General features: G+C 70.8%; 23 protein-coding genes. 12 read left to right on the top strand and 11 right to left on the bottom strand.

What is annotated here, in order from left to right; translation table 11 throughout:
- Positions 1 to 32 precede the first annotated feature (32 nt).
- From trmD to serA, 3 genes are all read left to right on the top strand, one after another.
- Positions 33 to 773, top strand: coding sequence for a tRNA (guanosine(37)-N1)-methyltransferase TrmD (gene trmD, locus J2X36_RS05610; protein ID WP_310347149.1), 741 nt, complete (start codon positions 33 to 35; stop codon positions 771 to 773).
- Positions 774 to 910: 137 nt separating this feature from the next.
- Positions 911 to 2,080 carry a phosphoserine transaminase gene (locus J2X36_RS05605; protein ID WP_310347147.1) on the top strand — a complete coding sequence of 390 codons (1,170 nt, stop codon included), beginning with the start codon at positions 911 to 913 and terminating at the stop codon, positions 2,078 to 2,080.
- Positions 2,081 to 2,213: 133 nt separating this feature from the next.
- Positions 2,214 to 3,806 carry a phosphoglycerate dehydrogenase gene (gene serA, locus J2X36_RS05600; RefSeq protein ID WP_310347146.1) on the top strand — a complete coding sequence of 531 codons (1,593 nt, stop codon included), beginning with the start codon at positions 2,214 to 2,216 and terminating at the stop codon, positions 3,804 to 3,806.
- 160 nt (positions 3,807 to 3,966) lie between these two features.
- Here serA and J2X36_RS05595 read toward each other — a convergent pair whose 3' ends face one another.
- The 4 genes from J2X36_RS05595 to tesB form a co-directional block, all read right to left on the bottom strand.
- Positions 3,967 to 5,235, bottom strand: a complete 1,269-nt coding sequence (locus J2X36_RS05595; protein ID WP_405029727.1) for an outer membrane beta-barrel protein — start codon at positions 5,233 to 5,235, stop codon at positions 3,967 to 3,969.
- 390 nt (positions 5,236 to 5,625) lie between these two features.
- Complete coding sequence (locus J2X36_RS05590; RefSeq protein WP_132250674.1) at positions 5,626 to 7,128, bottom strand: ammonium transporter; 1,503 nt, start codon at positions 7,126 to 7,128, stop codon at positions 5,626 to 5,628.
- A gap of 91 nt (positions 7,129 to 7,219) precedes the next feature.
- Positions 7,220 to 7,558, bottom strand: a complete 339-nt coding sequence (locus J2X36_RS05585; protein ID WP_132250672.1) for a P-II family nitrogen regulator — start codon at positions 7,556 to 7,558, stop codon at positions 7,220 to 7,222.
- A gap of 310 nt (positions 7,559 to 7,868) precedes the next feature.
- Positions 7,869 to 8,738 (bottom strand): acyl-CoA thioesterase II, encoded by an 870-nt coding sequence (tesB, locus tag J2X36_RS05580; RefSeq protein WP_310347144.1) that lies wholly within the window; start codon positions 8,736 to 8,738, stop codon positions 7,869 to 7,871.
- Positions 8,739 to 8,830: 92 nt separating this feature from the next.
- Between tesB and J2X36_RS05575 the strand changes: the two genes are divergently transcribed.
- Positions 8,831 to 10,087 carry an FAD-dependent monooxygenase gene (locus tag J2X36_RS05575; RefSeq protein WP_132250668.1) on the top strand — a complete coding sequence of 419 codons (1,257 nt, stop codon included), beginning with the start codon at positions 8,831 to 8,833 and terminating at the stop codon, positions 10,085 to 10,087.
- A gap of 18 nt (positions 10,088 to 10,105) precedes the next feature.
- On the opposite strand, the gene ppa is transcribed toward J2X36_RS05575, so the two are convergent.
- Positions 10,106 to 10,645: an inorganic diphosphatase gene (ppa, locus tag J2X36_RS05570; protein ID WP_132250666.1), complete on the bottom strand. Its 540-nt coding sequence runs from the start codon at positions 10,643 to 10,645 to the stop codon at positions 10,106 to 10,108.
- Positions 10,646 to 10,796: 151 nt separating this feature from the next.
- Positions 10,797 to 11,306 carry a GNAT family N-acetyltransferase gene (locus tag J2X36_RS05565; RefSeq protein WP_132250664.1) on the bottom strand — a complete coding sequence of 170 codons (510 nt, stop codon included), beginning with the start codon at positions 11,304 to 11,306 and terminating at the stop codon, positions 10,797 to 10,799.
- Positions 11,307 to 11,496: 190 nt separating this feature from the next.
- Here J2X36_RS05565 and J2X36_RS05560 point away from each other — a divergent pair, with 190 nt between their 5' ends.
- On the top strand, positions 11,497 to 12,222 hold the full coding sequence (locus J2X36_RS05560; RefSeq protein WP_132250662.1) for a tyrosine-protein phosphatase: 726 nt from the start codon (positions 11,497 to 11,499) through the stop codon (positions 12,220 to 12,222).
- Positions 12,223 to 12,226: 4 nt separating this feature from the next.
- Here J2X36_RS05560 and J2X36_RS05555 read toward each other — a convergent pair whose 3' ends face one another.
- Together J2X36_RS05555 and J2X36_RS05550 are read right to left on the bottom strand one after the other, a co-directional pair.
- Positions 12,227 to 13,084 (bottom strand): prephenate dehydratase, encoded by an 858-nt coding sequence (locus tag J2X36_RS05555; RefSeq protein ID WP_310347140.1) that lies wholly within the window; start codon positions 13,082 to 13,084, stop codon positions 12,227 to 12,229.
- A 6-nt stretch (positions 13,085 to 13,090) separates the two neighbouring features.
- The gene (locus J2X36_RS05550; RefSeq protein ID WP_310347137.1) at positions 13,091 to 13,834 is read right to left on the bottom strand and encodes a 3-deoxy-manno-octulosonate cytidylyltransferase; all 744 of its coding nucleotides are present in this window, start codon (positions 13,832 to 13,834) and stop codon (positions 13,091 to 13,093) included.
- Positions 13,835 to 14,122: 288 nt separating this feature from the next.
- On the opposite strand from J2X36_RS05550, the gene J2X36_RS05545 reads away from it, so the two are divergent.
- The 5 genes from J2X36_RS05545 to J2X36_RS05525 all read left to right on the top strand — a co-directional run bounded on the left by J2X36_RS05545 (position 14,123) and on the right by J2X36_RS05525 (position 20,387).
- A complete protein-coding gene (locus J2X36_RS05545) occupies positions 14,123 to 15,085 on the top strand; it encodes a cytochrome c family protein (RefSeq protein WP_132250656.1) in 963 nt (320 codons plus the stop codon).
- A gap of 130 nt (positions 15,086 to 15,215) precedes the next feature.
- Positions 15,216 to 15,389: a hypothetical protein gene (locus J2X36_RS05540; protein ID WP_165937771.1), complete on the top strand. Its 174-nt coding sequence runs from the start codon at positions 15,216 to 15,218 to the stop codon at positions 15,387 to 15,389.
- A gap of 220 nt (positions 15,390 to 15,609) precedes the next feature.
- The gene (locus J2X36_RS05535; protein ID WP_405029734.1) at positions 15,610 to 17,406 is read left to right on the top strand and encodes an extracellular solute-binding protein; all 1,797 of its coding nucleotides are present in this window, start codon (positions 15,610 to 15,612) and stop codon (positions 17,404 to 17,406) included.
- Positions 17,403 to 19,265, top strand: a complete 1,863-nt coding sequence (locus J2X36_RS05530) for an extracellular solute-binding protein (RefSeq protein WP_310347133.1) — start codon at positions 17,403 to 17,405, stop codon at positions 19,263 to 19,265. The genes J2X36_RS05535 and J2X36_RS05530 overlap by 4 nt, the downstream gene beginning before the upstream one ends.
- An 18-nt stretch (positions 19,266 to 19,283) precedes the next feature.
- On the top strand, positions 19,284 to 20,387 hold the full coding sequence (locus J2X36_RS05525; RefSeq protein ID WP_132250650.1) for a microcin C ABC transporter permease YejB: 1,104 nt from the start codon (positions 19,284 to 19,286) through the stop codon (positions 20,385 to 20,387).
- 10 nt (positions 20,388 to 20,397) lie between these two features.
- On the opposite strand, the gene J2X36_RS05520 is transcribed toward J2X36_RS05525, so the two are convergent.
- Both J2X36_RS05520 and J2X36_RS05515 read right to left on the bottom strand, forming a co-directional pair.
- On the bottom strand, positions 20,398 to 20,946 hold the full coding sequence (locus J2X36_RS05520) for a hypothetical protein (RefSeq protein ID WP_310347130.1): 549 nt from the start codon (positions 20,944 to 20,946) through the stop codon (positions 20,398 to 20,400).
- Positions 20,943 to 21,725 (bottom strand): hypothetical protein, encoded by a 783-nt coding sequence (locus J2X36_RS05515; protein ID WP_310347128.1) that lies wholly within the window; start codon positions 21,723 to 21,725, stop codon positions 20,943 to 20,945. Before J2X36_RS05515 ends, J2X36_RS05520 begins: the two co-directional genes overlap by 4 nt.
- 228 nt (positions 21,726 to 21,953) lie before the next feature.
- Between J2X36_RS05515 and J2X36_RS05510 the strand changes: the two genes are divergently transcribed.
- Both J2X36_RS05510 and J2X36_RS05505 read left to right on the top strand, forming a co-directional pair.
- Positions 21,954 to 22,451, top strand: coding sequence for an N-acetyltransferase (locus J2X36_RS05510; protein ID WP_310347126.1), 498 nt, complete (start codon positions 21,954 to 21,956; stop codon positions 22,449 to 22,451).
- A gap of 20 nt (positions 22,452 to 22,471) precedes the next feature.
- On the top strand, positions 22,472 to 22,870 hold the full coding sequence (locus J2X36_RS05505; protein ID WP_310347124.1) for a DUF6157 family protein: 399 nt from the start codon (positions 22,472 to 22,474) through the stop codon (positions 22,868 to 22,870).
- A gap of 15 nt (positions 22,871 to 22,885) precedes the next feature.
- Here the strand turns inward: J2X36_RS05505 and J2X36_RS05500 are convergent, their stop codons facing one another.
- Positions 22,886 to 24,967, bottom strand: coding sequence for a hypothetical protein (locus tag J2X36_RS05500; protein WP_310347122.1), 2,082 nt, complete (start codon positions 24,965 to 24,967; stop codon positions 22,886 to 22,888).
- Positions 24,968 to 24,996 lie beyond the last annotated feature (29 nt).

Here is a 24,996-nt window from a genome sequence, read left to right as displayed (position 1 = left end):
CCCCGGACGGGCTCCGCGCCAAGACGCCACGCATGACCGCCGACGACCCCCTGCCCTCCCGAGCGCCCGCACCCTGGCAGGCCACGGTGCTGACGCTCTACCCGGAGATGTTCCCGGGCCCCCTCGGCGTCTCCCTCTCCGGGGACGCGCTCGGCCGCGGCGCCTGGGACCTGTCGGCGCGCAACATCCGCGAGCACGGGCTCGGCCGCCACCGCAGCGTCGACGACACGCCCGCGGGCGGCGGCGCCGGCATGGTGCTCCGCTGCGACGTGCTCGCCGCCGCGATCGACTCGGCCGCCGGCCCCGACGATCCGCGCCCGCGCCTTCTGATGTCGCCCCGCGGCCGCCCGCTGACGCAGGCGCGGGTGCGGGCGCTCGCCGCCGGCCCCGGCCTCGTCGTCGTCTGCGGCCGCTTCGAGGGCGTCGACGAGCGGGTCATCGCGGGCCGCGCCCTGGAGGAGGTCTCGATCGGCGATTACGTGCTCTCCGGCGGCGAGATCGCCGCGATGGTGCTGATCGATGCCTGCGTGCGCCTCCTGCCCGGCGTGATGGGCAAGGAGGCCTCCGGCGTCGAGGAGAGCTTCGAGAACGACCGGCTCGAATACCCGCACTACACGCGGCCGCGGGCCTGGGAGGGGCGCACGATTCCCGAGGTGCTCACCGGCGGCAACCACGCGGCGATCGCCCGCTGGCGGGCTGACGAGGCCCTTCGCCTCACGCGCGAGCGCCGGCCGGATCTTCTCAATCGGAGCGTGACGCGGATCACGGAATGACTGCGCACATGTGACACGGACGGAGGATCGACGGCCTTCGACCCTTGCCCACCTTGCTTTCGCAACGAAGTTCCATCATGCGGATCGACGGGACACTCCTCCCCAACGAGGAGCGCCCATCTGCAAGGATGGATCACATGACGAACCGCCCCGACACGCGTCCCCGCGTGCCCTATTTCTCGTCCGGCCCCTGCACGAAGCGCCCCGGCTGGACGCTCGACGCCCTCTCCGATGCGGCGCTCGGGCGCTCGCACCGCTCCCCCCTCGGCAAGGGCAAGCTCCAGGAAGCCATCGACCTGACGCGCAGGATCCTGCGCGTGCCGGCCGATTATCGCATCGGCATCGTGCCGGGCTCCGATACCGGCGCCGTCGAGATGGCCATGTGGACGATGCTCGGCCCGAAGCCGGTCGAGGTCGCGGCCTGGGAGGCCTTCGGGGCCGAGTGGGTCACGGACGCGCTGAAGGAGCTGAAGATCAGCCCCATCGTGCACCAGACGCCCTACGGCGTGCTCCCCGACCTCTCGAAGATCGACACGAAGCGCAGCGACGTCATCTTCACCTGGAACGGGACGGCCGCCGGCGTGAAGGTGCCGAACGGCGACTGGATCGCGGCCGACCGGGAGGGGCTCACGATCTGCGACGCCACTTCGGCCGCCTTCGCGCAGCCGCTGGCGTGGGACAAGCTCGATGTCGTCACCTTCTCCTGGCAGAAGGTGATGGGCGGCGAGGCCGCGCACGGCATCCTGATCCTGTCGCCCCGCGCCGTGGCCCGGATCGAGAGCCACACCCCCGCCTGGCCGGTGCCGAAGGTGTTCCGCCTCGCCAAGGGCGGCAAGCTGATCGAGGGCATCTTCAAGGGCGACACGATCAACACGCCCTCGATGCTCGCGGTCGAGGATTACCTCGACACCCTGCGCTGGGCGGAGAGCATCGGCGGCCTCGACGCGCTGCATGCGCGGGCCGACGCCAATGCCGGAGTGATCCATGAGTGGGTGGCGCGCACCCCCTGGATCACCCATCTCGCGGTTGATCCCGCCACCTACTCGAACACGGGCATCTGCCTCGTGATCGCCGATCCGGACGTGCTCGCCAAGGGCGACGCGGCGGTCGCGGCGGTGGCCAAGGACATCGTCGGGTCCCTGGAGCGCGAGGGCGTCGCCTACGACATCGCCGCCTACCGCGATGCGCCCGCGGGCCTGCGCATCTGGTGCGGCGGCACGGTGGAGCGCGCCGACCTCGAGGCGCTGACGCCCTGGCTCGACTGGGCCTTCGCCGAGGCCAAGGCGAAGCTCGCCCGGGCGGCGTAGGGCCTGCCCCTGCGCCGCGGCGCCTCACCTCTCCCGTAGGGGAGAGGGTGTCCGCCCGCGCCGTCCACACATCGAGATTGCCGCGGCCGGCCCGTCCGGCCGCTTCCCCGACCTGTTAGAGCAGGAGGCACGCATGCCCGCTCCCAAGGTGCTCATCTCCGACGCGCTGTCGGAGGCCGCGATCCAGATCTTCCGCGACCGCGGCATCGACGTCGATTTCCGTCCCGAACTCGGCAAGGACAAGGAGGCGCTCGCCGCCGTCATCGGCGATTACGACGGCCTCGCCATCCGCTCCGCCACCAAGGTGACGCCGAAGATCCTCGATCAGGCCGCGCGCCTGCGCGTCGTCGGCCGGGCCGGCATCGGCGTCGACAACGTCGACGTGCCGGCCGCCACCGCCAAGGGCGTGATCGTGATGAACACGCCCTTCGGCAACTCGATCACCACGGCCGAGCACGCCATCGCGATGATGTTCGCGCTCGCCCGCCAGATCCCGCAGGCCGACGCCTCGACGCAGGCCGGCCGCTGGGAGAAGAACCGCTTCATGGGCGTCGAGCTCACGGCCAAGACCCTCGGGGTGATCGGCTGTGGCAATATCGGCGCGATCGTGGCCGACCGCGCCATCGGCCTGAAGCTGAAGGTGATCGCCTACGACCCCTTCCTGTCGCCCGAGCGGGCGCGCGAGATCGGGGTCGAGAAGGTCGAGCTCGACGGGCTGCTCGCGCGCGCCGACATCATCACCCTGCACGTCCCCATGACGGACAAGACCCGCAACATCCTCTCGGCCGAGGCGCTGGCGCGGACGAAGCCCGGCGTGCGCATCGTCAATTGCGCCCGCGGCGGCCTCGTGGACGAGGCGGCGCTCCGCGCGGCGCTCGATTCGGGCCACGTGGCCGGTGCGGCCTTCGACGTCTTCGTGGAGGAGCCGGCGAAGGAGAACCCGCTCTTCGGCCACCCGAACGTGATCTGCACGCCCCATCTCGGCGCCGCGACCAACGAGGCGCAGGAGAACGTGGCGCTCCAGGTCGCCGAGCAGATGGCGGATTACCTCCTCAGCGGGGCCATCACCAACGCCATCAACTTCCCGTCGATTTCGGCCGAGGAGGCGCCGCGCCTGAGGCCCTACGTGTCGCTCGCCGACAAGCTCGGCTCGTTCCTCGGCCAGCTCACCGACGCGCCGATCAAGGGCATCCGCATCACCTACGAGGGGGCGGTCGCGGGGATGAACACCCGCGCGCTCACCTCGGCGGCGGTGACCGGGGTGCTGCGCCCGTTCCTCGCCGACATCAACATGGTCTCGGCCCCCGCCATCGCCCGCGAGCGCGGCATCGTCATCGACGAGGTGAAGCGCGAGGGCGGGGACGGCGATTACGAATCGGTCGTGCGCATCACGGTCGATGCGGAGGACATGCCGCGGGATGCCGCCGGCACCGTCTTCCACGACGGCAAGCCCCGGATCATCGAGATTCGCAGCATCGACATCGATGCGGCCTTCGCGCCGCACATGCTCTACGTGCGCAACCACGACAAGCCGGGCTTCATCGGCCGCTTCGGCAGCCTGCTCGGCGAGGCCGGCGTCAACATCGCGACCTTCAATCTCGGCCGCGAGACCGAGGGCGGCAACGCCATCGCCTTCGTGGCGGTGGACGGGCCGGTCGGGCCGGACGTGCTGGAGAAGATCGCCGAGATCCCGCAGGTGAAGCGCGTGCGGGCGGTGAGCTTCTGAGACGCATCGCCCGCCGCGTCGGTGCGGCCCGCCGCCTCGGTGCGGCGGGCCGCAACCCGCGGAGAATGCAGAACGGGCGCGCGTTCCGACCGAACGCGCGCCCGTTTCGTCGAACGGTTCGCCCGGCGCCGATGGGCTCGGCGCCGGGGTTAAGCCGGGATCAGAAGGTGAAGCCCGTCTCGATCATGTAGCGGTCCTGGCCGGCGCGGTTGCCGATGCGGCCGAAGCCGAGGCCCACGATGCCGTTGGCGAGATCCGGGCGCTGGAAGTCGACCAGCTCGACATGCGAGTACTCGCCGCGGATGAAGAACCGGTCGAAGGTGAAGGTCGGCGTGATCGTGAAGGAATAGGCCGAGCTGCCCGCGCCGTAGAGCACGGAGGTCTGGCCGGCCGGGTTGAAGCGGCTGCCGCTCTGGCTGATGTACTCGAAGCGGCCGGCGAGCGCGAAGTTGTCGGTGAAGGCGTAGCTCGCGAGCAGCGCGCCGCCGAAGGTCTCGGCGCCGGCGAGGCCGAAGACCGGCTCGACGTTCGTGTACTGGACGTACGGCGTCACGATCCACGGGCCGGCCGAGTAGGTGTAGTTCGCGCTGACGATGCTGCTGTTCTGCAGCGCCACCGGCGTCGCGTATTGGAAGCGCAGGCTGCGCAAGCCGGAATTGTAGCTCGAGAAGTGCGTGCCGCCGTTGATGCCGATCGTGTTGGCGTCGTCGAGCTTGTAGGTGATGGCGCCGGTGACCCAGTTGAGCTCGCCGGAGTAGAAGCCGTCCGTCACCGCGATCGAGGCCGCGAGCGGCCCGCTCGAATAATTGACCTGCGCGCCCTGGTTGATGATGTTCTCCTGGTTGAACAGGAGGCCGCGCGAGATGTTCAGGTTCTGGAAGGTGAAGGCGAGCTCCGAGCCGATGTTGGTCGGCATCCGGCCGCCCTGCACCGACCACTCGTCGTTGATCGCGATCTTGCCGAAGGCCACCGGCACGGGGCCGAACAGCAGGTCGGTCTGGCTGAACGAGCTGAAGGTCGGGAAGCCCAGCGCCGGGATCGAGTAGAGGCCGGTCTGGATGTAGAACTGGAACGGGCCGTCGGCCTTCTGGATGAAGGCCTGCAGGTTGCTGATGTCGACGCGGCCGTAGCGGTCGTCGCGCTCGCCCGGAGGCGTGTAGAAGGGCCCGAACGCGTTCGAGTAATTGTAGGCGTAGCCCGTGACCGCGCCGCCGACATAGATGTCGCCGATGCCCGTGGTGAAGCAGGCGGGGTTCGGGTTCTGCTTGATGACGCCGCCGAAGGCGGGGAAGGTGATCGTGGCCTTGCAGGCCTCGACCACCGGGGCCGGGGGCGGGGCCGCCGGCATGTCCGCCGCCTGAGCCTGTCCGAGGCAGAGCGATATCGCGGCCGCGGCCGTGCCGCACTGCAGGAACAGTTTGAAGGTCATCGTGTCGAGCCCCAATGTTTGATCTTGTATAGTCAAGGTGCCGGATCGGCCCGTGCAGCGCAAAACCAAACTCCAGGCAATTGCCTAGTTTGGAGGCAGTTCAGGGGGGCTCACAGCTTCCATCGGGCCATGTTGCGCCGAGGACACGCTTTTTTGTTCGGGACGGCACTTGCCACGCGACGAATTTGCTGACGGCGGGCCTTCGACGCCGGAGCGACCGGGCTCTCGCAACGCCTCACCTTTCGGTGACCGCTCCGCCGCGCCGCCGGGGCCGAACGAATCAGGCCGGCGCCCCGTCGCGCGATCGAATCGGTGGCTCGAAACGAGGGAGGGCCCCGGCTCTCGCGAGCCGGGGCCCTCCCGTTCGGATCGATGCCCGAGGGCTGACGATCAGTAGTTGTAGGCGCGCTCGCCGTGATCGGCGATGTCGAGACCCTCGCGCTCCTCCTCCTGCGTCACCCGCAGGCCGATCGTGACGTCCACGAGCTTGTAGAGGATCGCCGAGCCGATGCCCGACCACAGGATCGTCATGCCGACCGCCTTGGCCTGCGTGATGAGCTGGGTCGTCAGGTCGTAGGCACCGACGACGAGCTCGCCGGGCTTCGTGGTGTAGTCCGGGATGCCGACGCCGCCGAGATCCGGGTTGACCAGGATGCCGGTCGCGAGGGCGCCGATGATGCCGCCGATGCAGTGCACGCCGAACACGTCGAGCGAGTCGTCGTAGCCGATCGCGTTCTTCACGGTGGAGCACATCGCGAAGCAGATCGCGCCGGCGACGAGCCCGAGGACGATCGAGCCCATCGGGCCGGCGAAGCCGGAGGCCGGGGTGACGGCGACGAGGCCGGCGATGGCGCCCGACAGCATGCCGAGCAGCGACGGCTTGCCCTTGAGCGCCCATTCCACGAAGAGCCACGAGACCGCCGCGGCCGCGGTGGCCACGAAGGTGTTGATCATGGCGAGCGCCGTGGTGCCGTTGGCCTCGAGGTTCGAGCCGGCGTTGAAGCCGAACCAGCCGACCCAGAGGAGCGAGGCGCCGATCGTGGTCATGGTCAGGGAGTGCGGGGCGAGCAGGTCCCGGCCGTAGCCGATGCGCTTGCCGAGCATGAGGCAGCCGACGAAGCCCGCGATGCCGGCGTTGATGTGCACGACGGTGCCGCCGGCGAAGTCGAGGGCGCCCCATTTGAAGAGCAGGCCCGCATCGGCGTTGACGGCGTCGAGAGCGTCCTGCGCCGTCTTCTTGGCGGCCTCGTCGGTCGCCGCGGCCAGGGCCTTGGCGGCGTTGCCGACCGCGTCCGGTCCGCCCCAGTACCAGACCATGTGGGCCATCGGGAAGTAGATCAGCGTGACCCACAGGATGGAGAACACGACGAGCGCCGAGAACTTCATCCGCTCGGCGAAGGCGCCGACGATGAGCGCCGGGGTGATCATCGCGAACGTCATCTGGAAGCAGATGTAGACGTATTCGGGGATCACGACGCCGTTCGAGAAGGTGGCGGCCGTCGAGTTCGGGTCGATGCCCTTCAGGAAGGCCTTCGAGAAGCCGCCGATGAAGTCGTTCAGGCCGCCGCCGTTGGTGAAGGCGAGGCTGTAGCCGTAGAAGACCCACAGCAGGCAGACGATGCAGGCGATCGCGAAGACCTGCGTCAGGACGGAGAGCATGTTCTTGGTGCGGACGAGGCCGCCGTAGAACAGCGCCAGGCCCGGCACGGTCATCATCAGGACGAGGGCGCTGGAGATCAGCATCCAGGCCGTATCGCCTTTGGCCGGCACGGGCGAGGCGGCCGGGACTGCGGCAGCCTCCAGCGTCGGCGTCTGCGCCAGGGACGGCTCGACGAGGAGGGCGGCGAGCGCTGCCCCTCCCAAGCCGAGCGCGAGGATGTTGCGAAGTTTCATGGACACGAGACTCCCGATCGCGATGCGATTCTGTTGTGAAACGGTGTGTTGCCGCTGAGCCCGCCGGGGCCCGGCGCGGATTTGGGCCGGCTCAGAGGGCGTCGGCGTCGGTCTCGCCGGTGCGGATGCGGACGGCCTTCTCGAGGGGCATGACGAAGATCTTGCCGTCGCCGATCTGGCCGGTGCGGGCGGCCCCGGCGATCGTGTCGATCACGTTCGCGACGAGATCGGCGGAGACGGCCACCTCGATCTTGAGCTTGGGCAGGAAGCTCACGGCGTATTCGGCGCCGCGGTAGATCTCCGTGTGGCCCTTCTGGCGGCCGTAGCCCTTGACCTCGGTCACTGTCAGGCCGTGCACGCCGATGCCGGTCAGGGCGTCGCGCACCTCCTCCAGCTTGAACGGCTTGATGATGGCCATCACGATTTTCATGGGCGGCGCCCCCTTGTCCGACTGGGAACCGGTGGCCGGAGCCGTCTTGATCGCGACGTCTCGGTCCGGGTTGCGCGAGGATCGGGATGACCCCGCGCTCGCCGCCCCTCATTCAAGGACTATGCCAGCGCTTTCCTGGCCGGGAACCTTTTCACGACTTCGCCGTCTGCCCAGGTTTTGGACCGCTCATGCTGATGTTCCGGGCGGCAGCCGGCGACAATCTGCCATTCGATTGTGCAGGTCGTCTTCGCATTAGGCAAAATTCAGCTTTTCCGGGTCGAAAGCGTCCGGAAGCGCACGGTCGATGCCGTCAATCCTGCGCCCGGCGCGGCCTGATCAATCCCTCCTGCGCGACCGAGGCGATCAGCTCGCCCGCGCGGCTGAAGATCTGGCCACGCGCGAAGCCGCGCGCGCCCTCTGCGGCCGGGCTGTCCTGGGCGTATAGCAGCCAATCGTCCGCCCTGAAGGGCCGGTGGAACCAGAGCGCGTGGTCGAGGCTCGCCGACTGCATGTCCGTGTCGAACACGGTGCGCCCATGCGCGATCAGGGTCGCGTCGAGGAGCGTCATGTCGGTGGCGTAGGCGAGCACCGCCTGATGGATCGCGGGGTCGTCCGGCAGGGGCGAGGCCGCCCGCAGCCAGACGCGGCAGCGCGGCTCCCGCGGCTCGCGCACGAGGTAGCGCTCGATCGAGACGGGCTTCAGCTCGATCGGGCGCTCGCGGGCGAAATAGGCGGCGACGGGAAACGGGATGCCCTTGCCGCCCGCAGCGAGGAGGGCCCGCGTGTCGGGCAGCGTCTCGGGATCGGGCGCCTCGGGCATCCGGGCCTGATGGCTGTAGCCCTCCTCCACGTCGTGGTAGGAGACCGACATCGCGAAGATCGCGCGCCCGTGCTGGACCGCCTTGACCCGCCGCGTGGTGAAGCTGCGCCCGTCGCGGATGCGCTCGACCTCGTAGATGATCGGCGCCTTCGGGTCGCCGCCGAGGAGGAAATAGGCGTGCAGGGAATGCGGCGGGCGCGTGCTCGGCACCGTCCGCGTCGCCGCCACGAGCGCCTGCGCGACGACCTGCCCCCCGAACACCCGCGGCCAGCCGATCTGCGGGCTGACGCCGCGGAACAGATCGACCTCCAGGCGCTCGAGGTCGAGGATGTCGAGGAGTTCGGCGACGATTCCGGTCATGGCATCACATGCGGCTGAAGGGGGCCTTGTGGCCTCGGGCGGCAGGTCATAGCAGGCTTGGGCAACACCGATCCACGGGAGGCGACGGAGCCATGACGAGTTCGACTGCCCGGCCCGGCGCCCGCTCCCTCCTCGTCGCCGGCGGCGGCATCCCCGGTCTCGCCCTCGCGCTCGCCCTCGGGCAGGCGCACGGGCCGGCGCTCCGGATCACCGTCTGCGATCCCGGCCTCGCCGCGGCGGCCGCTCGCCAGCGCGGGCGGGCCTACGCGGTCGCCGCGGGCGCGCGGCGCATGCTGGATCGGCTCGGGATCTGGGGCCGCCTCGCGGGCGCGGCGCAGCCGATCCGCGACATGGCGATCAGCGACAGCCGGCTCGCCGATCCCGTCCGGCCCGTCTTCCTGACCTTCGGGCAGGACCGCGAGGCGGACGCCCCCTTCGCCCACATGGTCGAGGCCGAGCCCCTCGCCGAGGCCCTGGTCTCGGCCGCGCGGGAGGCGGAAATCGCCCTCGATCCGGTCGGCGTGGCGCGCGCGCGGCCGGAGCGGGGCGCGATGCGCGTCGCCCTGGCGGATGGCCGCGTTCTCACGGCGAGCCTCGTCGTGGCCGCGGACGGGGCGCGCTCGCGCCTGCGCGAGGCCGCCGGCATCGGCTGGGTCGGCTGGTCCTACCCGCAATCGGGCATCGTCGCGACGATCGGGCACGCCCGCGATCACGAGGGCCGGGCCTGGGAGCATTTCCTGCCGGGCGGCCCCTTCGCGATCCTGCCCCTCAGCGCGGGCGGCCCCCTCGGCCATCGCTCCTCGATCGTCTGGACGGAGCGTGCGGCGGAGGTGCCGGCCCTGCTCGGCGGCGGGCCGGAGGAGGTCCTGGCCGAGATCGAGCGGCGCTTCACCCTCAATCTGGGGGAGCTCGCCCTGCTCGACGGGCCGAGCGCCCATCCCCTCGCCTTCGGCCTCGCCCGCAGCTTCCGGGCGGAGCGCCTCGCGCTCCTCGGCGATGCCGCCCACGTCATCCATCCGATCGCCGGCCAGGGGCTCAATCTGGGGCTCGCCGACGCGGCGGCGCTCGCCGAGGCCGTGAGCGACGCCGTGCGCCTCGGGATGGATCCCGGCGGGGAGGATGTGCTGCGCGCCTACGAGCGCAGCCGCCGCTTCGACGCGCTGGCGATGGCGGCGGCCACCGACGGGCTCAACCGGCTGTTCTCGAACGACGTGCTGCCGGTGCGCCTCATCCGCGACCTCGGCCTCGGCCTCGTCGACCGGATGCCGGCGCTGAAGCGCTACTTCATCGGCGAGGCCGCGGGCCAGCGCGGCGCGCAGCCCCGGCTCATGAGGGGCGAGGCGCTGTAGCGCCCCGCCGGAGGCCGCTCAGGCCTTCTTCTCGCCCTTGGCGCGCTCGATCCCCTCGAGGATCAGGCGGTGGGCCTCGGCCTTGTCGCCCCAGCGCACGACCTTGACCCACTTGCCGGGCTCCAGGTCCTTGTAATGCTCGAAGAAGTGCTGGATCTGGCTGAGCGTGATGTCGGGCAGGTCGGTGTAGTTCTCGATGCGGTCGTAGCGCATCGTCAGGTGGCGCGAGGGCACGGCCACGATCTTCTCGTCCTCGCCGGCATTGTCCTCCATCACGAGGACGCCGACCGGGCGCACGCTCATGATCGCGCCCGGCGCGATGGCCCGGGTGTTGGCCACGAGCACGTCGCAGGGATCGCCGTCGCCCGAGAGCGTGTGCGGGATGAAGCCGTAATTCCCCGGATAGACCATCGAGGTGTAGAGGAAGCGGTCGACGACGAGCGCGCCCGCATCCTTGTCCATCTCGTACTTGATCGGTTCGCCGCCGAGCGGGACCTCGATGATCACGTTGACGTCCTGCGGCGGAGTCTTGCCGATCGAGATGGCGTCGATACGCATGGTCCCTCGTCTCCGGTATCGGGGGCGCGAGCCCCGTCCGCCGGTCTCTTAAAGCCGTTGCCCGACGAAGGAAATCGGCCACGCCCCGCCGTGGCGACGTTTCCGCCGAATCGTTGCCGACGCGGCCCTCACCGGACCCGGTACGCGGCCCTCACCGGAACAGGTATCCGACCTTGGCGAGGCGCAATCCGGCGATCCGGTCGAGGCCCCGCGGCCCGGGGACGCCGCCGAGACCCTCGTAGAAGGCGCCCGCCCGCTCGTTCTCCTCCAGCGACCAGACGCCGACGCGCGCGAGCCCGTGATCGCCCAGATCGTTGCGCACGGCCCGGAACAGGCGCCGGCCGAGCCCGACGCCCTGGTATTCGGGGGCGAGGTAGAGCTCGTCGATCTCGCCCTCCGCCTTCAGGGCGACGCTGCGGGCCCGCCCGTAGGCCGCGTAGCCGACGACGCCCTCGGCCGTCTCGACCACGGCGATCGGCCGTCCGCGGCGCAGGGCGCCCCGCCACCAGCGGCCGTCCCGCTGCGCGATCAGGCGTTCCAGGGCGAGCCCGGGAATGATGCCGCGATAGGCTTCCCGCCAGGACGCGTCGAACACCGCGGAGAGGGACCCCGCGTCGCTCTCGCGGGCCCGGCGGATGCTCGTCGTGCTGCGCGTGCTCATGCCCCGGATCCCTTCTCGCAAGCGTGCTTCGTTGCCGGTGGGAAACCCGAATGCCCTGCCTCAGGTTCTGCCCGGATGCCGGCAAAGAGAAGGCAAGGCCGATGCCGGAAACGTACCCTCGATTTGCGAGGGTCCGGCCGGGCTGTTAGAGGCGGCCTCCGCCCCCTCCGCGAGCCCTTCCGCGCATCCCGTGTTCAACCGATTCCGCACCACCGAGGTCCGCAACGCGCGGCGTCTGGCCCGCATCGCCCGCTTCGAGCGGCCGATCTCGGGGCCGGGCGCCCGCCTGATGGCCTGGGCGAACATGCTCCTCGTGGATCACGGGGTGTTCCGCCTCGCCTATCTGAACCGGCACCGGGTCGGGGCCGGCGAGATCTGGCGCTCGGCCCAGCCGAGCCCGCGCGACCTCGCCCGCTTCCACCGCCAGGGCGTGCGCACGATCATCTCGCTCCGGGGAGGGCGCGAGCACGGGTCGTGGCCCCTGCAGCGGGAGGCCTGCGAGCGGCACGGGCTGAAGCTCGTCGAGTTCGTGCTGCGCTCCCGCGACGCGCCGTCGCGGGAGACGATCCTCGCCGCGCGCGACGTCTTCGCGGGCATCGAGTACCCGGCGGTGATGCATTGCAAGTCGGGGGCGGACCGGGCGGGGCTCGCCGCCGCCCTCTACCTGATCCTGCACGAGAACCGGCCCGTGGCCGAGGCGGCCCGCCAGCTCTCGGCGCGCTTCGGCCATTTCCGCTTCGCCAAGACGGGGATCCTCGACGCGTTCTTCGCGCTCTACCTGCGCGAGGGCGAGCCGCGGGGGCTCGACTTCCTCACCTGGGTCGAGACCGCGTACGATCCGGAGGCGCTCCGGCGGTCCTTCCGGGCGGGGTTCTGGTCGGACGTGCTGGTCGACCGGGTGATCCGGCGCGAGTAGGCCGCTACTCCGCCGCGAGCCGGGTCGTCTCGCGGAAGGGGTGGGCCGGGTAGACGCCGATGATCTTGCACTCGCGCGAGAAGTAGCGGAGCTCGTCGAGGGCCCGGGCCAGTCCCGGATCGTCCGGGTGCCCGTCGACCTCGGCGTAGAACTGCGTCGCCGTGAACTGGCCCTCGACCATGTAGCTCTCGAGCTTCGACATGTTGACGCCGTTCGTCGCGAAGCCGCCGAGCGCCTTGTAGAGGGCGGCCGGGATGTTGCGCACCCGGAAGATGAAGCTCGTCACCATCGGTCCCTCGCCGGCCTGCGCCGTGATCGGATCGGGCGAGAACACCACGAAGCGGGTGGTGTTGTGCGCCTCGTCCTCGACGTCGCGCGCCAGGATCTCGAGTCCGTAGACCTCGGCGGCGAGTGCCGGGGCGAGCGCGCCCCGCGTCGGGTCGCCGGCCTCCGCCACCTCGCGCGCGGCGCCGGCCGTGTCGCCGGCGACCACCGCCTTGAGCCCGAGCCGCCGGATGATGCGGCGGCACTGGCCCAGCGCGTGGACGTGGCTGTGCACGCTGGTCAGCCCCTCGGCGGGTGCGCCCGGAAGCGCCATCAGCTGGAAGTGGATCGGCAGGAAGTGCTCGGCCACGATGTGGAGCGGCGAGGTCGGCAGCAGGTGGTGGATGTCGGCGACCCGCCCCGCGATCGAGTTCTCGATCGGGATCATGGCGAGTGCGGCGCGCCCCTCCGTCACCGCCGCGAAGGCGTCCTCGAAGGTCGGGCAGGGCAGCGGCGTCCAGTCCGGATAGGCCTGCGCGCAGAGGATGTGCGAGTTGGCGCCGGGCTCGCCCTGGTAGGAGATGGTGCGGTTGGTCATCGTGCGTCAGTTCAGGCGGCGGGCGCCCATCAGGGCGCGGGCGCGTTCGAGGTCATGGGGCGTGTCGACGCCGAGCGGAAGGTCGTCGACGACGATCGCGTCGATGCGCATGCCGGCCTCGAGCGCCCGCAGCTGCTCCAGCTTCTCGCGGGTCTCGAGGTGGCCGGGCGGCAGGGCCATGAAGCGGGCGAGCGCCGTGCGGCGATACGCGTAGAGGCCGATATGGTGATGAAGCGCCCCCTCCCCCCACGGGGCGCGGGCCCGCGTGAAGTAGAGGGCGCGCAGCCGGTCCGGGCCGACCGGGACGCCGACGAGCTTGACCACGTTCGGGTCGGTCGCCTCCTCGTCGCGGGTGATCACGGCGCAGAGCGTGGCGATGTCGACGGCCCGGTCGGCGAGGGGCGTCACGGCCGCGCCGATGGCGCGCGGGTCGATCGTCGGCAGGTCGCCCTGGACGTTGACGACGACATCGTGATGGCCTTCCGGATCGACGATCTCCAGCGCCTCGGCGAGGCGGTCCGAGCCCGAGGGGTGATTGGCCCGCGTCATCACCGCGAGGCCGCCGACCGCCTCGACCGCCGCCGCGATCTCCGGCGCGTCGGTCGCCACCACAACCGGGCCGATGCCCGCCTCCGTCGCGCGGCGCCAGACATGCACGATCATCGGCTCGCCGGCGATGTCGGCGAGCGGCTTGTTCGGCAGGCGCGTCGCGGCGAGCCGCGCGGGGATCAGGACCAGGGGGTCGGACATGCTGTCAACAACCTTCGCAACAGCCTTCGCGACAGCCCTCGTGGCAGGCTTCGTCTCGCGGCCGGGGTGCTTAACAGGCGGCAGGCGTGTTGTCATGGCGAGGATTCGAGGGACGTTTGTCCCGCTCCGTGGCCTCTGCGACCTCGCGGTCGCCGAATCCGCCATTGTCAAGATCCGTGCGGAGCGGCTAAGGCACCCTCGAACTTTTCCAAGGTCGGCGCCTTCCCCCGCCGGTCGCAATCTTGTGCCGCGGGGGCGCAGCCCGGCGGCGCGCCGGAGTTGTCGAGAATGGACTCATTCGAGGTGAACAAGGTTGCCGGCGCGGTGCTCGGAGCCTTGCTGTTCGCGATGGGATCGGGGTTCGTCGCCGAGCTGATCTACCACCCGAAGCCCGCGGGCAGCGCCGGCTACGAGCTGCCGGAGCCGAAGGCCGAGGCCGGCGGCGCCCCCGCCGCGAAGGCCGAGCCCGTCTCCGTGCGGCTCGCCAGCGCCAATGTCGAGAAGGGGCAGGCCGGGACGAAGGCTTGCCAGTCCTGCCACAGCTTTGAGAAGGGCGGCCCGAACAAGGTCGGTCCCCATCTCTGGGACGTGGTGGAGCGCCAGAAGGCCCATGAGCCGGGCTTCGACTACTCGGCCAGCCTGAAGGAGAAGGGCGGCGCCTGGACCTACGAGGATCTCGACCACTTCCTGGAAAGCCCCAAGGGCTACGCGAAGGGCACGAAGATGGCCTTCGCCGGCATCTCCTCCCCGCAGGAGCGCGCCAACGTCATCGCCTACCTGCGTACGCTCTCCGACAGCCCGAAGCCGCTTCCCGCCGCCGAGAAGGCCGACGCCAAATCGGGCGAGGCCAAATCGGGCGAGGCCAAGCCGGCGGACGCGAAGCCGGCGGATGCGAAGCCCGAGTCCAAGCCCGCCGACGCCGCGCCGACGAAGGCCGGGGGCGACAAGCCCTCCGCCGAGACGCCGGCGGCGAACAAGCCCTCCGAGGGCAAGGACAGCCCGGCCAAGCCCGCCGACACGAAGGAGGCCAAGCCCGTCGGGCCGAAGCCCGCCGGCAGCGTCGAGGGCCACAACGAGGTCGCCCCGCAGCAGGCCCCCGAGGCCGGCGGCCCGGCGCCCTCCGCCAAGGACGCGCCCGCACCCGCCGCCCCGAGCGCGCCCGACGCGACGGAGGCCCCCGCCAAGCCCGATCCGGCGGCCGAGCAGAAGGCCAAGGATCTCGACGCAGGCAGCAAGCCCGCGCAGCAATAGAGGGCGTCCGACGCCCCAGCGAAGGCCGGGCCCCGCGCCCGGCCTTCGTCGTTCTGCCGGTCCCGCCCGGCCCTCCGCGCCGCTTGATACAGGTGAATGCGGCCGGAGCCTCGTGCGGCCACAAAGCGGTATGCACACGCTCCCGCGTCCGGCACGGATCGACTTCACCTTCCAGGCCCGCACCGACCGCTGCCTCGCGCTCACCCGCCTCGCGATCGAGTCGAGCCGGGCCCGGATCGAGGAATCGGTGCGGCTCCTCCAGCGTCCGCGCCTCGCCAAGGCCCCGCCCTCGGACGCTTCCTGACCGGGCGGGAGCCCTGCGCGGACGCGCCGGCTTGGCGTGCGGCGCCCGTCCGTCCTAGAACGTCGCCCGGCCCCGCGTCCCGACCCCGGTCGGGCGCCCACCGGGAGATCGCTCCACCGTGACAGCCCACGCCCTGATCGGACGCCTCTTCGCCGCGACGCTCTGCGTCGCCCTACCGGGGCTTCCGGCCAGAGCGGCGCCCGAATCCTCCGCCGCCTCCGTGGCCGCGCCGACGGGCGAGTGGGCGCACGCCGTCACGCTGATGGGCCAGCCGAAATACGGGCCGGACTTCAAGCATTTCGAGTACGCCAAGCCCGACGCGCCGAAGGGCGGCCTCGTGCGCCTCGGCGCGCTCGGCGGCTTCGACAACCTCAACACGATCGTGTCGGGGCTGAAGGGCGATCTCGAGGGCGGGGTCCTGCTCATCTACGACACGCTGATGACGGAATCCCTCGACGAGCCCTTCACCTCCTACGGGCTGCTCGCCGAATCCGTCCGGATCGCGCCCGACCTGTCCTCGGTCACGTATCGGCTGCGCGAGGGCGGGCGCTGGCATGACGGGAAGCCGATCACGGCCGAGGACGTGATCTGGTCCTTCGGCATCCTCAAGGACAGCAGCCCCTTCTACGCCGCCTACTACCAGAACGTGGCGAAGGCCGAGCAGACGGGCGAGCGCGAGGTGACCTTCACCTTCAGCGAGACCGGGAACCGCGAGTTGCCGCAGGTGATCGGCCAGCTCCGCGTGCTGCCCAAGCACTGGTGGACGGGCAAGAACGCCGAGGGCAAGGCGCGCAACCCTACCGAGACCAGCCTGGAGATCCCCCTCGGCTCCGGCCCCTATCGCCTCGCCAAGGTCGATCCGGGCCGCAGCGCGACCTACGAGCGGGTGGCCGATTACTGGGGCAAGGACCTGCCGGTGAATGCCGGGCGCAACAACCTCGGCACGATCCGCAACGAGTATTTCCGCGACTCGACCGTGCTGGTCGAGGCGCTGAAGGGCGACCTCTACGATTTCCGCACCGAGAACGTCGCCCGCAACTGGGCCACCGCCTACGACGACTTCCCCGCCGTCAAGGAGGGCCGCCTCGTCAAGGAGGAGTTCCCGGATCGCGGGAACGGCATCATGCAGGCCTTCGTGTTCAACCTGCGCCGGGACAAGTTCAAGGACGAGCGCGTGCGGCGCGCCTTCAACCTCGTCATGAACTTCGAGGAGATGAACCGGGCCCTGTTCTTCGGCCTCTACAAGCGGATCGACTCCTACTATTTCGGCTCGGAGCTCGCCTCCTCGGGCCTGCCCGAGGGCGAGGAGAAGGCGATCCTGGAGAGCGTCAGGGACAAGGTCCCGGCCTCCGTCTTCACCACGCCCTACAGGAACCCGGTCAATGACGGCCCCGACGCCGTGCGGGCGAACCTGCGCGAGGCGGTCAAGCTCCTGCGCGAGGCGGGCTACGAGCTGCGCGGCGGCAAGATGGTCGACGCCAAGACCGGCGAGCCGCTCACGGTCGAGTTCCTCGAATTCCAGAACGTCTTCGAGCGGGTGATCCTGCCGTTTGCCGCGCAGCTGAAGCTGATCGGCATCGATTCGACGCTGCGCGTCATCGATCAGGCGCAGTACCAGAACCGGATGCGCGCCTTCGAGTTCGACATCACGACGAGTTCCTGGCCCGAATCGCTCTCGCCGGGCAACGAGCAGCGCGAGTACTGGGGCTCGGCCGCATCCGACAAGCCGGGTGCGCGCAACATCGCCGGCATCAAGGATCCGGGCATCGACGCCCTGATCGAGAAGGTGATCTTCGCCAAGGACCGGCCCGGCGTCGTCGCCGCGACCCGCGCCCTCGACCGGACCCTGCTCGCCCACCATTACGTGGTGCCGCAATGGGCCTCCGGCGTCTCCCGCACCCTGCGCTGGAACCGCTTCGGCCATCCGGACCTGCTGCCGCGCTACGGCGGCTCGGGCTTCCCGACGACGTGGTGGTACGACGAGACGATGGCCGCCAAGACCGGGGCGCCCCGTTGAGCCCCGCTCCCACACGGCGCGGTCTCGTCCTCGGCGCCGGGGCGCTCGCCGGCGCGGCCTGCCTGCCGCGCGGAGCCCGCGCCCAGAATCCCCGGCCCGCCCACGGTCTCTCGAGCTTCGGCGACCTGAAATACCCGGCCGATTTCCAGAATTTCGACTACGTGAACCCGGCTGCGCCCCATGGCGGCCGGTTCTCGGCGCAGCTCTCGGCGACCTTCGGCAACCAGAACGGCAACACGTTCAACACGCTCAACGTCTACGTCCTGCGCGGGGACGGTGCGGCGGGCATGAACCTCACCTTCGACAGCCTGATGGTGCGCGCCCTCGACGAGCCGGACGCGCTCTACGGCCTCGTGGCCCGCGCCGTCGAGGTGAGCGAGGACGGGCTCACCTACACGTTCCGCCTGCGCCCGCAGGCCCGCTTCCATGACGGGTCGCGGCTGACGGCCCGGGACGTCGCCGCCTCGCTGAAGCTCCTCAAGGCGAAGGGGCACCCCGAGATCTCGCAGGTGATCGCCGACATGACGGACGCGGCGGCCCCCGACGAGGGCACCGTGATCGTCACCTTCGCGCCCGGGCGCAGCCGCGACCTGCCGCTCTTCGTGGCGCAATTGCCGATCTTCTCGGCGGCCTATTACGAGACCCGCGACTTCGAGGCGGCGAGCCTGGAGCCGCCGCTCGGCTCCGGCCCCTACCAGGTCGGGCGGCTCGATGTCGGCCGCTTCATCGAGTTGGAGCGGGTGCGCGACTACTGGGCGGCCGACCTGCCGGTCAATGTCGGCCAGAACAATTTCGATTCGATCCGCTACGAGTATTTCCGCGACCGGCAGGTGGCCTTCGAGGCGTTCAAGAGCGGCGCCTTCACCTACCGGGAGGAGTTCACCGCCCGCGTCTGGGCGACGGGCTACGACTTCCCGGCCGTCAAGGAAGGCCGCGTCGTGCAGACGACCCTGCCCGACGCCACCCCCTCCGGCACGCAGGGCTGGTGGATCAACACCCGCCGCGAGCCCTTCCGCGATCCGCGGGTGCGCGAAGCGATCGGCCTCTGCTTCGATTTCGATTGGACGAACCGCAACCTGATGTACGGCGCCTACACGCGCACGGCCTCGTATTTCGAGAACTCGGACCTCAAGGCGACGGGCAAACCCTCGGCGGAGGAACTCGCCCTCCTCGACCCCCTGCGCGACGGCCTGCCGGCGGAGGTGTTCGGCGAGGCCTGGACCCCGCCCGCCTCGGACGGCTCCGGCCAGGACCGGGCGCTCCTCAGCCGCGCGGTGGCGCTGCTGCGCGAGGCCGGCTGCACCCGCGAGGGCGGCATAGCCCGCTTGCCCGGCGGCAAGCCGATCGAGATCGAGTTCCTCGACACCGACCCCGCGCTCGAGCCGCACACCCACCCCTTCATCCGCAATCTCGGGCTGATCGGCATCAAGGGCACGATCCGGCAGGTGGATCCTTCGCAATACCAGGCGCGCCTCAACGACTTCGCCTTCGACGTCACCTCGCGCCGCTTCACGAACGGCGTCACGCCGGGCGCCGAACTCCGCCAGGCCTACGGCTCGCGCGCGGCCGGCACGCCGGGCTCGAACAACCTCGCGGGCATCGCGGACCCGGCGATCGACGCGCTCGTCGACAAGGTCGCGAACGCCGCCTCGCGCCAGGACCTGACCCATGCCTGCCGCGCCCTCGACCGGGTGCTGCGGGCCGGCCGCTACTGGGTGCCGATGTGGTATTCGGGCAGCCACCGCCTCGCGGTCTGGGACGTCTACGGCCGCCCGGCCGCCGGCCCGCGCTACGGGCTCGGCGCGCCCTCCATCTGGTGGTTCGACGCCGACAAGGCGCGCCGGATCGGCCGCAACTGACCGCGGAAGGGGACCCTCGTGCTCGCCTACATCCTGCGCCGCGTCGCCCTGATGATCCCGACCCTGTTCGGGATCATGCTGATCACCTTCGCGATCGTGCAATTCGCCCCCGGCGGCCCGGTGGAGCGGGTGCTGGCCCAGCTCCAGGGCCAGGGCGACGGCGCGCTCTCGCGCGTGACCGGCGGCGCGGGCGATCTCGGCGGCGGGATGTCCGCCAACCGCACCGGCGAGACGAGCTCGAAGTACCGCGGCGCGCAGGGGTTGAGCCCCGAATTCATCGCCAAGCTCGAGCAGCAATTCGGCTTCGACCGGCCGGCGCCCGAGCGCTTCGCCAAGATGCTCTGGGACTATGCCCGGTTCGATTTCGGGCGGAGCTATTTCCGCGACGTCAGCGTGCTGCAGCTGATCCGCGAGCGCCTACCGGTCTCGATCTCGCTGGGGCTCTGGATGACGCTCCTGTCCTACGCGATCTCGATCCCGCTCGGCATCCGCAAGGCCGTGAAGGACGGCTCCCGCTTCGATCTCTGGACCTCCTTCGTCGTCATCATCGGCTACGCGATCCCGGGCTTCCTGTTCGGGCTGATGCTGATCATCCTGTTCGCGGGCGGCTCCTTCGTGCAGATCTTCCCCCTGCGCGGCCTCACCAGCGAGGGCTGGGAGAGCTTCACCTGGGGCGAGAGGATCGTTGATTACGCCTGGCACATGGTGCTGCCGCTCACCGCCCTGGTGATCGGGGCCTTCGCCACCTCGACGCTGCTGACCAAGAACTCCTTCCTCGACGAGATCCGCAAGCAATACGTGCTGACCGCCCGCATGAAGGGCCTGAGCGAGCGCCGCGTCCTCTACGGGCACGTCTTCCGCAACGCGATGCTGATCGTGGTGGCGGGCTTTCCCGGGGCCTTCATCTCGGCCTTCTTCACGGGCTCGCTCCTGATCGAGACGATCTTCAGCCTGGACGGGCTGGGCCTGCTCTCGTTCCAGTCGATCGTCGGGCGCGATTATCCGGTCGTCTTCGCCACGCTCTACATCTTCTCCCTGCTCGGGCTCGCGGTGAACCTGCTCTCCGACCTCATCTACGTCTGGATCGACCCGCGCATCGACTTCTCCGCGCGCGCGACCTGAGGGCGCTCCCTCAGGTCGTGTGGAGCCGGATGAGGAAGAGGTCCGCCCCCGCGAGATGGAAGCACGCCCCCTCGAGGAGAGGCGGCTTCGCGAAGGGGTCGATCGAGCAGGCGCGCGCCTCCGACTCGCCGGGCCCTCCGCCGAGGACCCGCGCCAGGGCCCAGTCGGGGAAGTCTCTTGGCGGCAGCTGGGTCTGCGCGGCGCCGGCGAGAAGCGGGCGGGCGGCGTCCGGCGCGAAGCGAAGGACCGCCACGAGGAGCCAGTCGGACGGGCCGAGGCCGCCCGCCTCGCCCAACGCCTGCGTCTGCCACCACGCCTCCTGCGGCCGCGCCGGCAGGCGGATCAGCCGCCCGAGGGCCTCGATATCGGTGCTGACGGTCACGGCCTCTGTCCTCTCCCGCGCGACGGCGCGCCCCGTGGCGGCGAGGCCGAGCGCCTGACCGCCGAGCACTTGCCCCCCGAGCACTTGCCCCCCGAGCACTTGCCCCCCGAGCGAGAGGCCGAGGCGCAGCAGCGCGGCCCGCCGCGTCAGGGAGCCCGGTCCCCGGTCCGGGCTCACAGGCGGTTCCGCAAGCGGCGATTGTCGGAGGGCCGCCTCTGCCGCGAGGTGTCCGCCAGGGTCACGCGGGCGGCGGCCACCGCCGAGCCGCGCCATGCGACGTGCCGCTGAACCTCCGCCACATTGAGATATTGCTGCGCCAGCCCCGTGATCTCGAACAGGCCGTTGGCGTCGTCCGGTATGCCGGTGGCGATGTCCTGCGCGCCCGGGTTGAAGTTGTACATGTCCTCGACGTGGATGGTCATCGTCATCTCGTAGACCGGGTAGGCGGGATGCGCGCTCACGATCACGTCGGCGCTGATCCAGAAATTGTGCGCGCCGATGGCCTTCTGCCAATTCTCGGTCTGCGGGTAGGGAAACGGGGACTGGGTGCCGCCCGCCGCGAGCGCGGTCGAGGTCATGCTGAAGCTTGCATCGCGCCTCGGGAAGGACCGCTCGTAGAGGCCGACGGCGCCCTCGCGCGCGTCGCGGATCATGTTGTCGAGGGTGATCCGCCCGCTCGGATCGTCCCGCAGGTAGCGCTCGTAGCCGATCCGCCGCGTCCGCCCGCTTCCTTCCAGAAAGTGCCGATAGGCGGCGAGCGCATCCGGCACGTCGTTGTGCGGCAGGAACGGCACGTTCTGGCCGGCTTCGGCGGCTTCCAGCAGCAGCTTCCAGCGGGCCAGCATCTTCCGGTCGCCGAGCGACGGCGCGCGCTTCTGATACTGGTCGAGGAAGCCGTTGTCGTGGCGGATCTTCGGGCGGATCGGCGGACCGATCGAGTAGAGGGCGCGCGGCACCGTCGAACGCTCCGGGTTGTTCAGGTTCGGGCTCCCGGCCGGCCGGCGACGACTGGTCGGAGACCCGGGCGCGCTCCCGCGTGTCTTGAGCTTGGCAGTCTTCGCGGCCGAGCTCAAGCGGGTAGACAGGCCCCGCCCCCGCCGCTGCCGGGCCGGGCGCGCAAGCCCCATTTGCAGCCGGGCCCCCGCGCTGCTATCGGGCGCGACGCCTGGATCCCGGAAGCGCGCGTGTCTCCCCTCTCCCTCGTCATCCGGCCCGAGCATCCCGACGACGGGCCGGCCATCGAGCGCCTGCATGCCCGGGCCTTCGGGCCGGGACGCTTCGCCCGCACCGCCTACCGCCTGCGCGAGGGCGTGGGGCACCGGGCCGAGCTCAGCTTCACGGCCCTCGTCGGCACCTTCCTCGTCGGTTCGGTGCGGGTCGGACCCGCCCGGGCGGGCGACCGGCCGATCCTGGTGCTCGGCCCTCTCACCGTCGATCCGAGCTTCGGCAACCGCGGCGTCGGGGCCGCCCTGATGGAGGCGAGCCTGTCGGCGGCGCGGGAGGCCGGGCACGGCCTCGTCGTGCTGGTGGGAGACGCCCCTTATTACCGCCGCTTCGGCTTCGTGCCGGTGCCGGCCGGCCGCCTCGTCCTGCCGGGTCCGGTCGATCCGGCCCGCTTCCTCTGGCTTGAACTCGCCGAGGGCGCCTTCGCGGCGGCCGAAGGCCCGGTCTCGGGCGGCTGAACCTGCGCGCCGGAGGGGCGATGAGCACCAACTATGTCGACGCGTTCATCCTCGCCTCCGCCGACAGCCCGGCCGATGCCGGCCTCGCCCCCCTGAAGCCGGGCTCGATCGCGCAGATCCAGCACGCCCTCCTCCTCGCCGATCCCTACGGGCTCACGAGCGACGACCTGCTGTTCGAGGTCCATGCGCGCCGCCGCGCCCTCACGGAGGCGGAGCGGCCGGCGGAGCGCGCCGCCTTCCTGGCCCGGCCGCAGGCGTGCCTGCGCGCCTCGCCGCTGGTGAAGCTGCACGGCTGGGGGCTGCACCACGATGCGGCGGGCCGCGTCGCGGCCTACGGCGTCGAGACGCAGGCCTATGCGATGTTCGCCGCGCGCACGGACCTCAGGATCGTTCCCGGCATGCGCACCCGGCGCGCCTGAGCCTCAGCCGGCGGCTCAGGCGGCGCGCCCGCGGCGCCCCTCCACGAGCCACATCGCCAGCAGCGCCGCGCCGATGGCGGCCAGAGCCCAGAGGCCGAGGGCGAGCGGGTAGACCTCGACGCCCCGGATGATGGCGCTGTCGCTCGGGCGGAAACCGATCCAGTCGCCGCCGCTCAGGCGTCCGCTGCGCACGCTCTGCAGACGCGGCACGCTGATCCCGCCCGCATCCGCCACGCGGCGGATCGAGCCGCCCGTCGCCTCGGCGAGCGCCCGCGTCCGCTCGGTGTCGCTGAACACGTCGGTGAGCTCGCGCGGATTGGCCGGGCCGACGCTGACGAAGGCGACGAGGGATCCGGAACGCAGCGTGTGGAGGCCGAGCTCGCTCGCCTCGAAGGTCGCCGAGAACAGGCCGGGCTGCGCCTCCGTGAGGGTGAGGGTCCGTTCCTGCCCGGTCGGGCCGGTGACGGTGACGGGCTCGGCCGTATCCGACATGGTTTGGCGCTCGACCCGGACCTCGCGGCCCCGGCCCGTGGTCTGGGCGCGCAGCGCCTCCTCCTCCAGCGCAGGCTCCTTCATCAGCCAGTGGCCGAGGCGGCGCAGCAGGTCGAGATGCGGGCCGCCCTCTTGGTAGCCCCGCGCCCAGAGCCAGGCATGGTCCGAGAGCAGCAGCGCGACGCGCCCCTTCTCCTCGCGGGAGAGGGCGAGCAATGGCAGGTTGTTGGCCCCTGCCAGGATCGGCTGGATCCCGGGCCGGGTCTGCGCCGCGACGATGCGCAGCCAGTCGCCCCAGGTTGGTGGGCTCGATTCGGAGCCGGGCAGCGCCCGCGTGACGGGGTGGCGCGCGCCGGTCTGCGTGAGGGCGGCCTTGTAGGGCTGCTCGACGACCCGGCCGTTCGGGTCGCCGGGCAGGATCGAGGAGAGCCGGGTGCGGGCGAGGCTCGCCGAGGAGGCGAATTCCGGACCCGCCGCGATGAGGAGCGCGCCGCCTTCCTGCACGTAGCGGACGATGTTGTCGAAATAGGCCGAGGGCAGCACGCTCTGGTTGGCGTAGCGGTCGAAGATGATCAGGTCGAAATCCTTGATCTTCTGGACGAACAGCTCGCGCGTCGGGAAGGCGATCAGGGAGAGTTCGGAGATCGGCGTGCCGTCCTGCTTCTCGGGCGGGCGCAGGATGGTGAAGTGGACGAGATCGACATTGGCGTCGGACTTGAGGAGGTTGCGCCACGTCCGCTCGCCCTGGTGCGGCTCGCCGGAGACGAGGAGCACGCGCAGCTTCTCGCGGATGCCCTCGATCGGCAGCACCGCCCGGTTGTTGACCGTGGTCAGCTCGCCCGGCAGCGGCTCGACCTCGATCTCGACGACGTTCGGGCCGCCATGCTCGATCTTCGTCGTCAGCGCGAAGGGCTTGCCCGTCGGCACGCTGCGCCGGCCGATCTGCTCGCCGTCGCGGCGGACCGTCACCACGGCGTTGCCGGTGCCGCCCCGCTCCATCACCTCGGCCCGGATCGTCAGCTCCTTGCCGACGATGCCGAAGCGGGGCGCTTCCAGGAGCTTGATCTGCCGGTCGCGCTCGTCCGGGTGCCCGGTGACGAGGACGTGGAGCGGCGCCTTCAGGCCGAGCGCGGCGGCGGTGGCCGGGATGTCGTGGATCACGCCGTCCGTCAGCATCACGACGCCCGCCAGCCGCTCCGGCGGCACGTCGGCGAGCGATTGCGAGAGCGCCGCGAAGAGTTGCGTGCCGCCGTCGCCCTCGCGGGAATCCGGCACGTCGATGAAGCGCGGCTCGATGTTGGTGAGGCCGCCGAAGCGGCGCTGCAGCTCGGCCCGGACCTGATCGGTCATGGCCGGGCGATCGCCGAGCGATTGCGAGCCCGAGCGGTCGACGACGACCGCCGCGACGTCCTTCACCGGCTCCCGGTCCTCGCGCACGAGGGACGGGTTTGCGAGGGCGGCGAGGACGAGGATCAGCACGAGGGCCCGCAGGCCCGCCGTCCGCCCGCGCGCCACGAGGGCGAGGCCGCCGAACAGGAGGGCGAGCACGCCGAAGCCGGCGAGAACCGGCCAGGGGACGAGGGGCGTGAAGCTGAGGCTCAGCACGGAGCGAGCCCTCCGCGATCAGGGGTGCA

The sequence above is a fragment of the Methylobacterium sp. BE186 genome (assembly GCF_031457035.1).
GTDB lineage: Bacteria > Pseudomonadota > Alphaproteobacteria > Rhizobiales > Beijerinckiaceae > Methylobacterium > Methylobacterium segetis.
The sequence above is the reverse complement of the archived record's forward strand: the minus strand, read 5'-3'. Positions and strand labels throughout refer to the sequence as shown.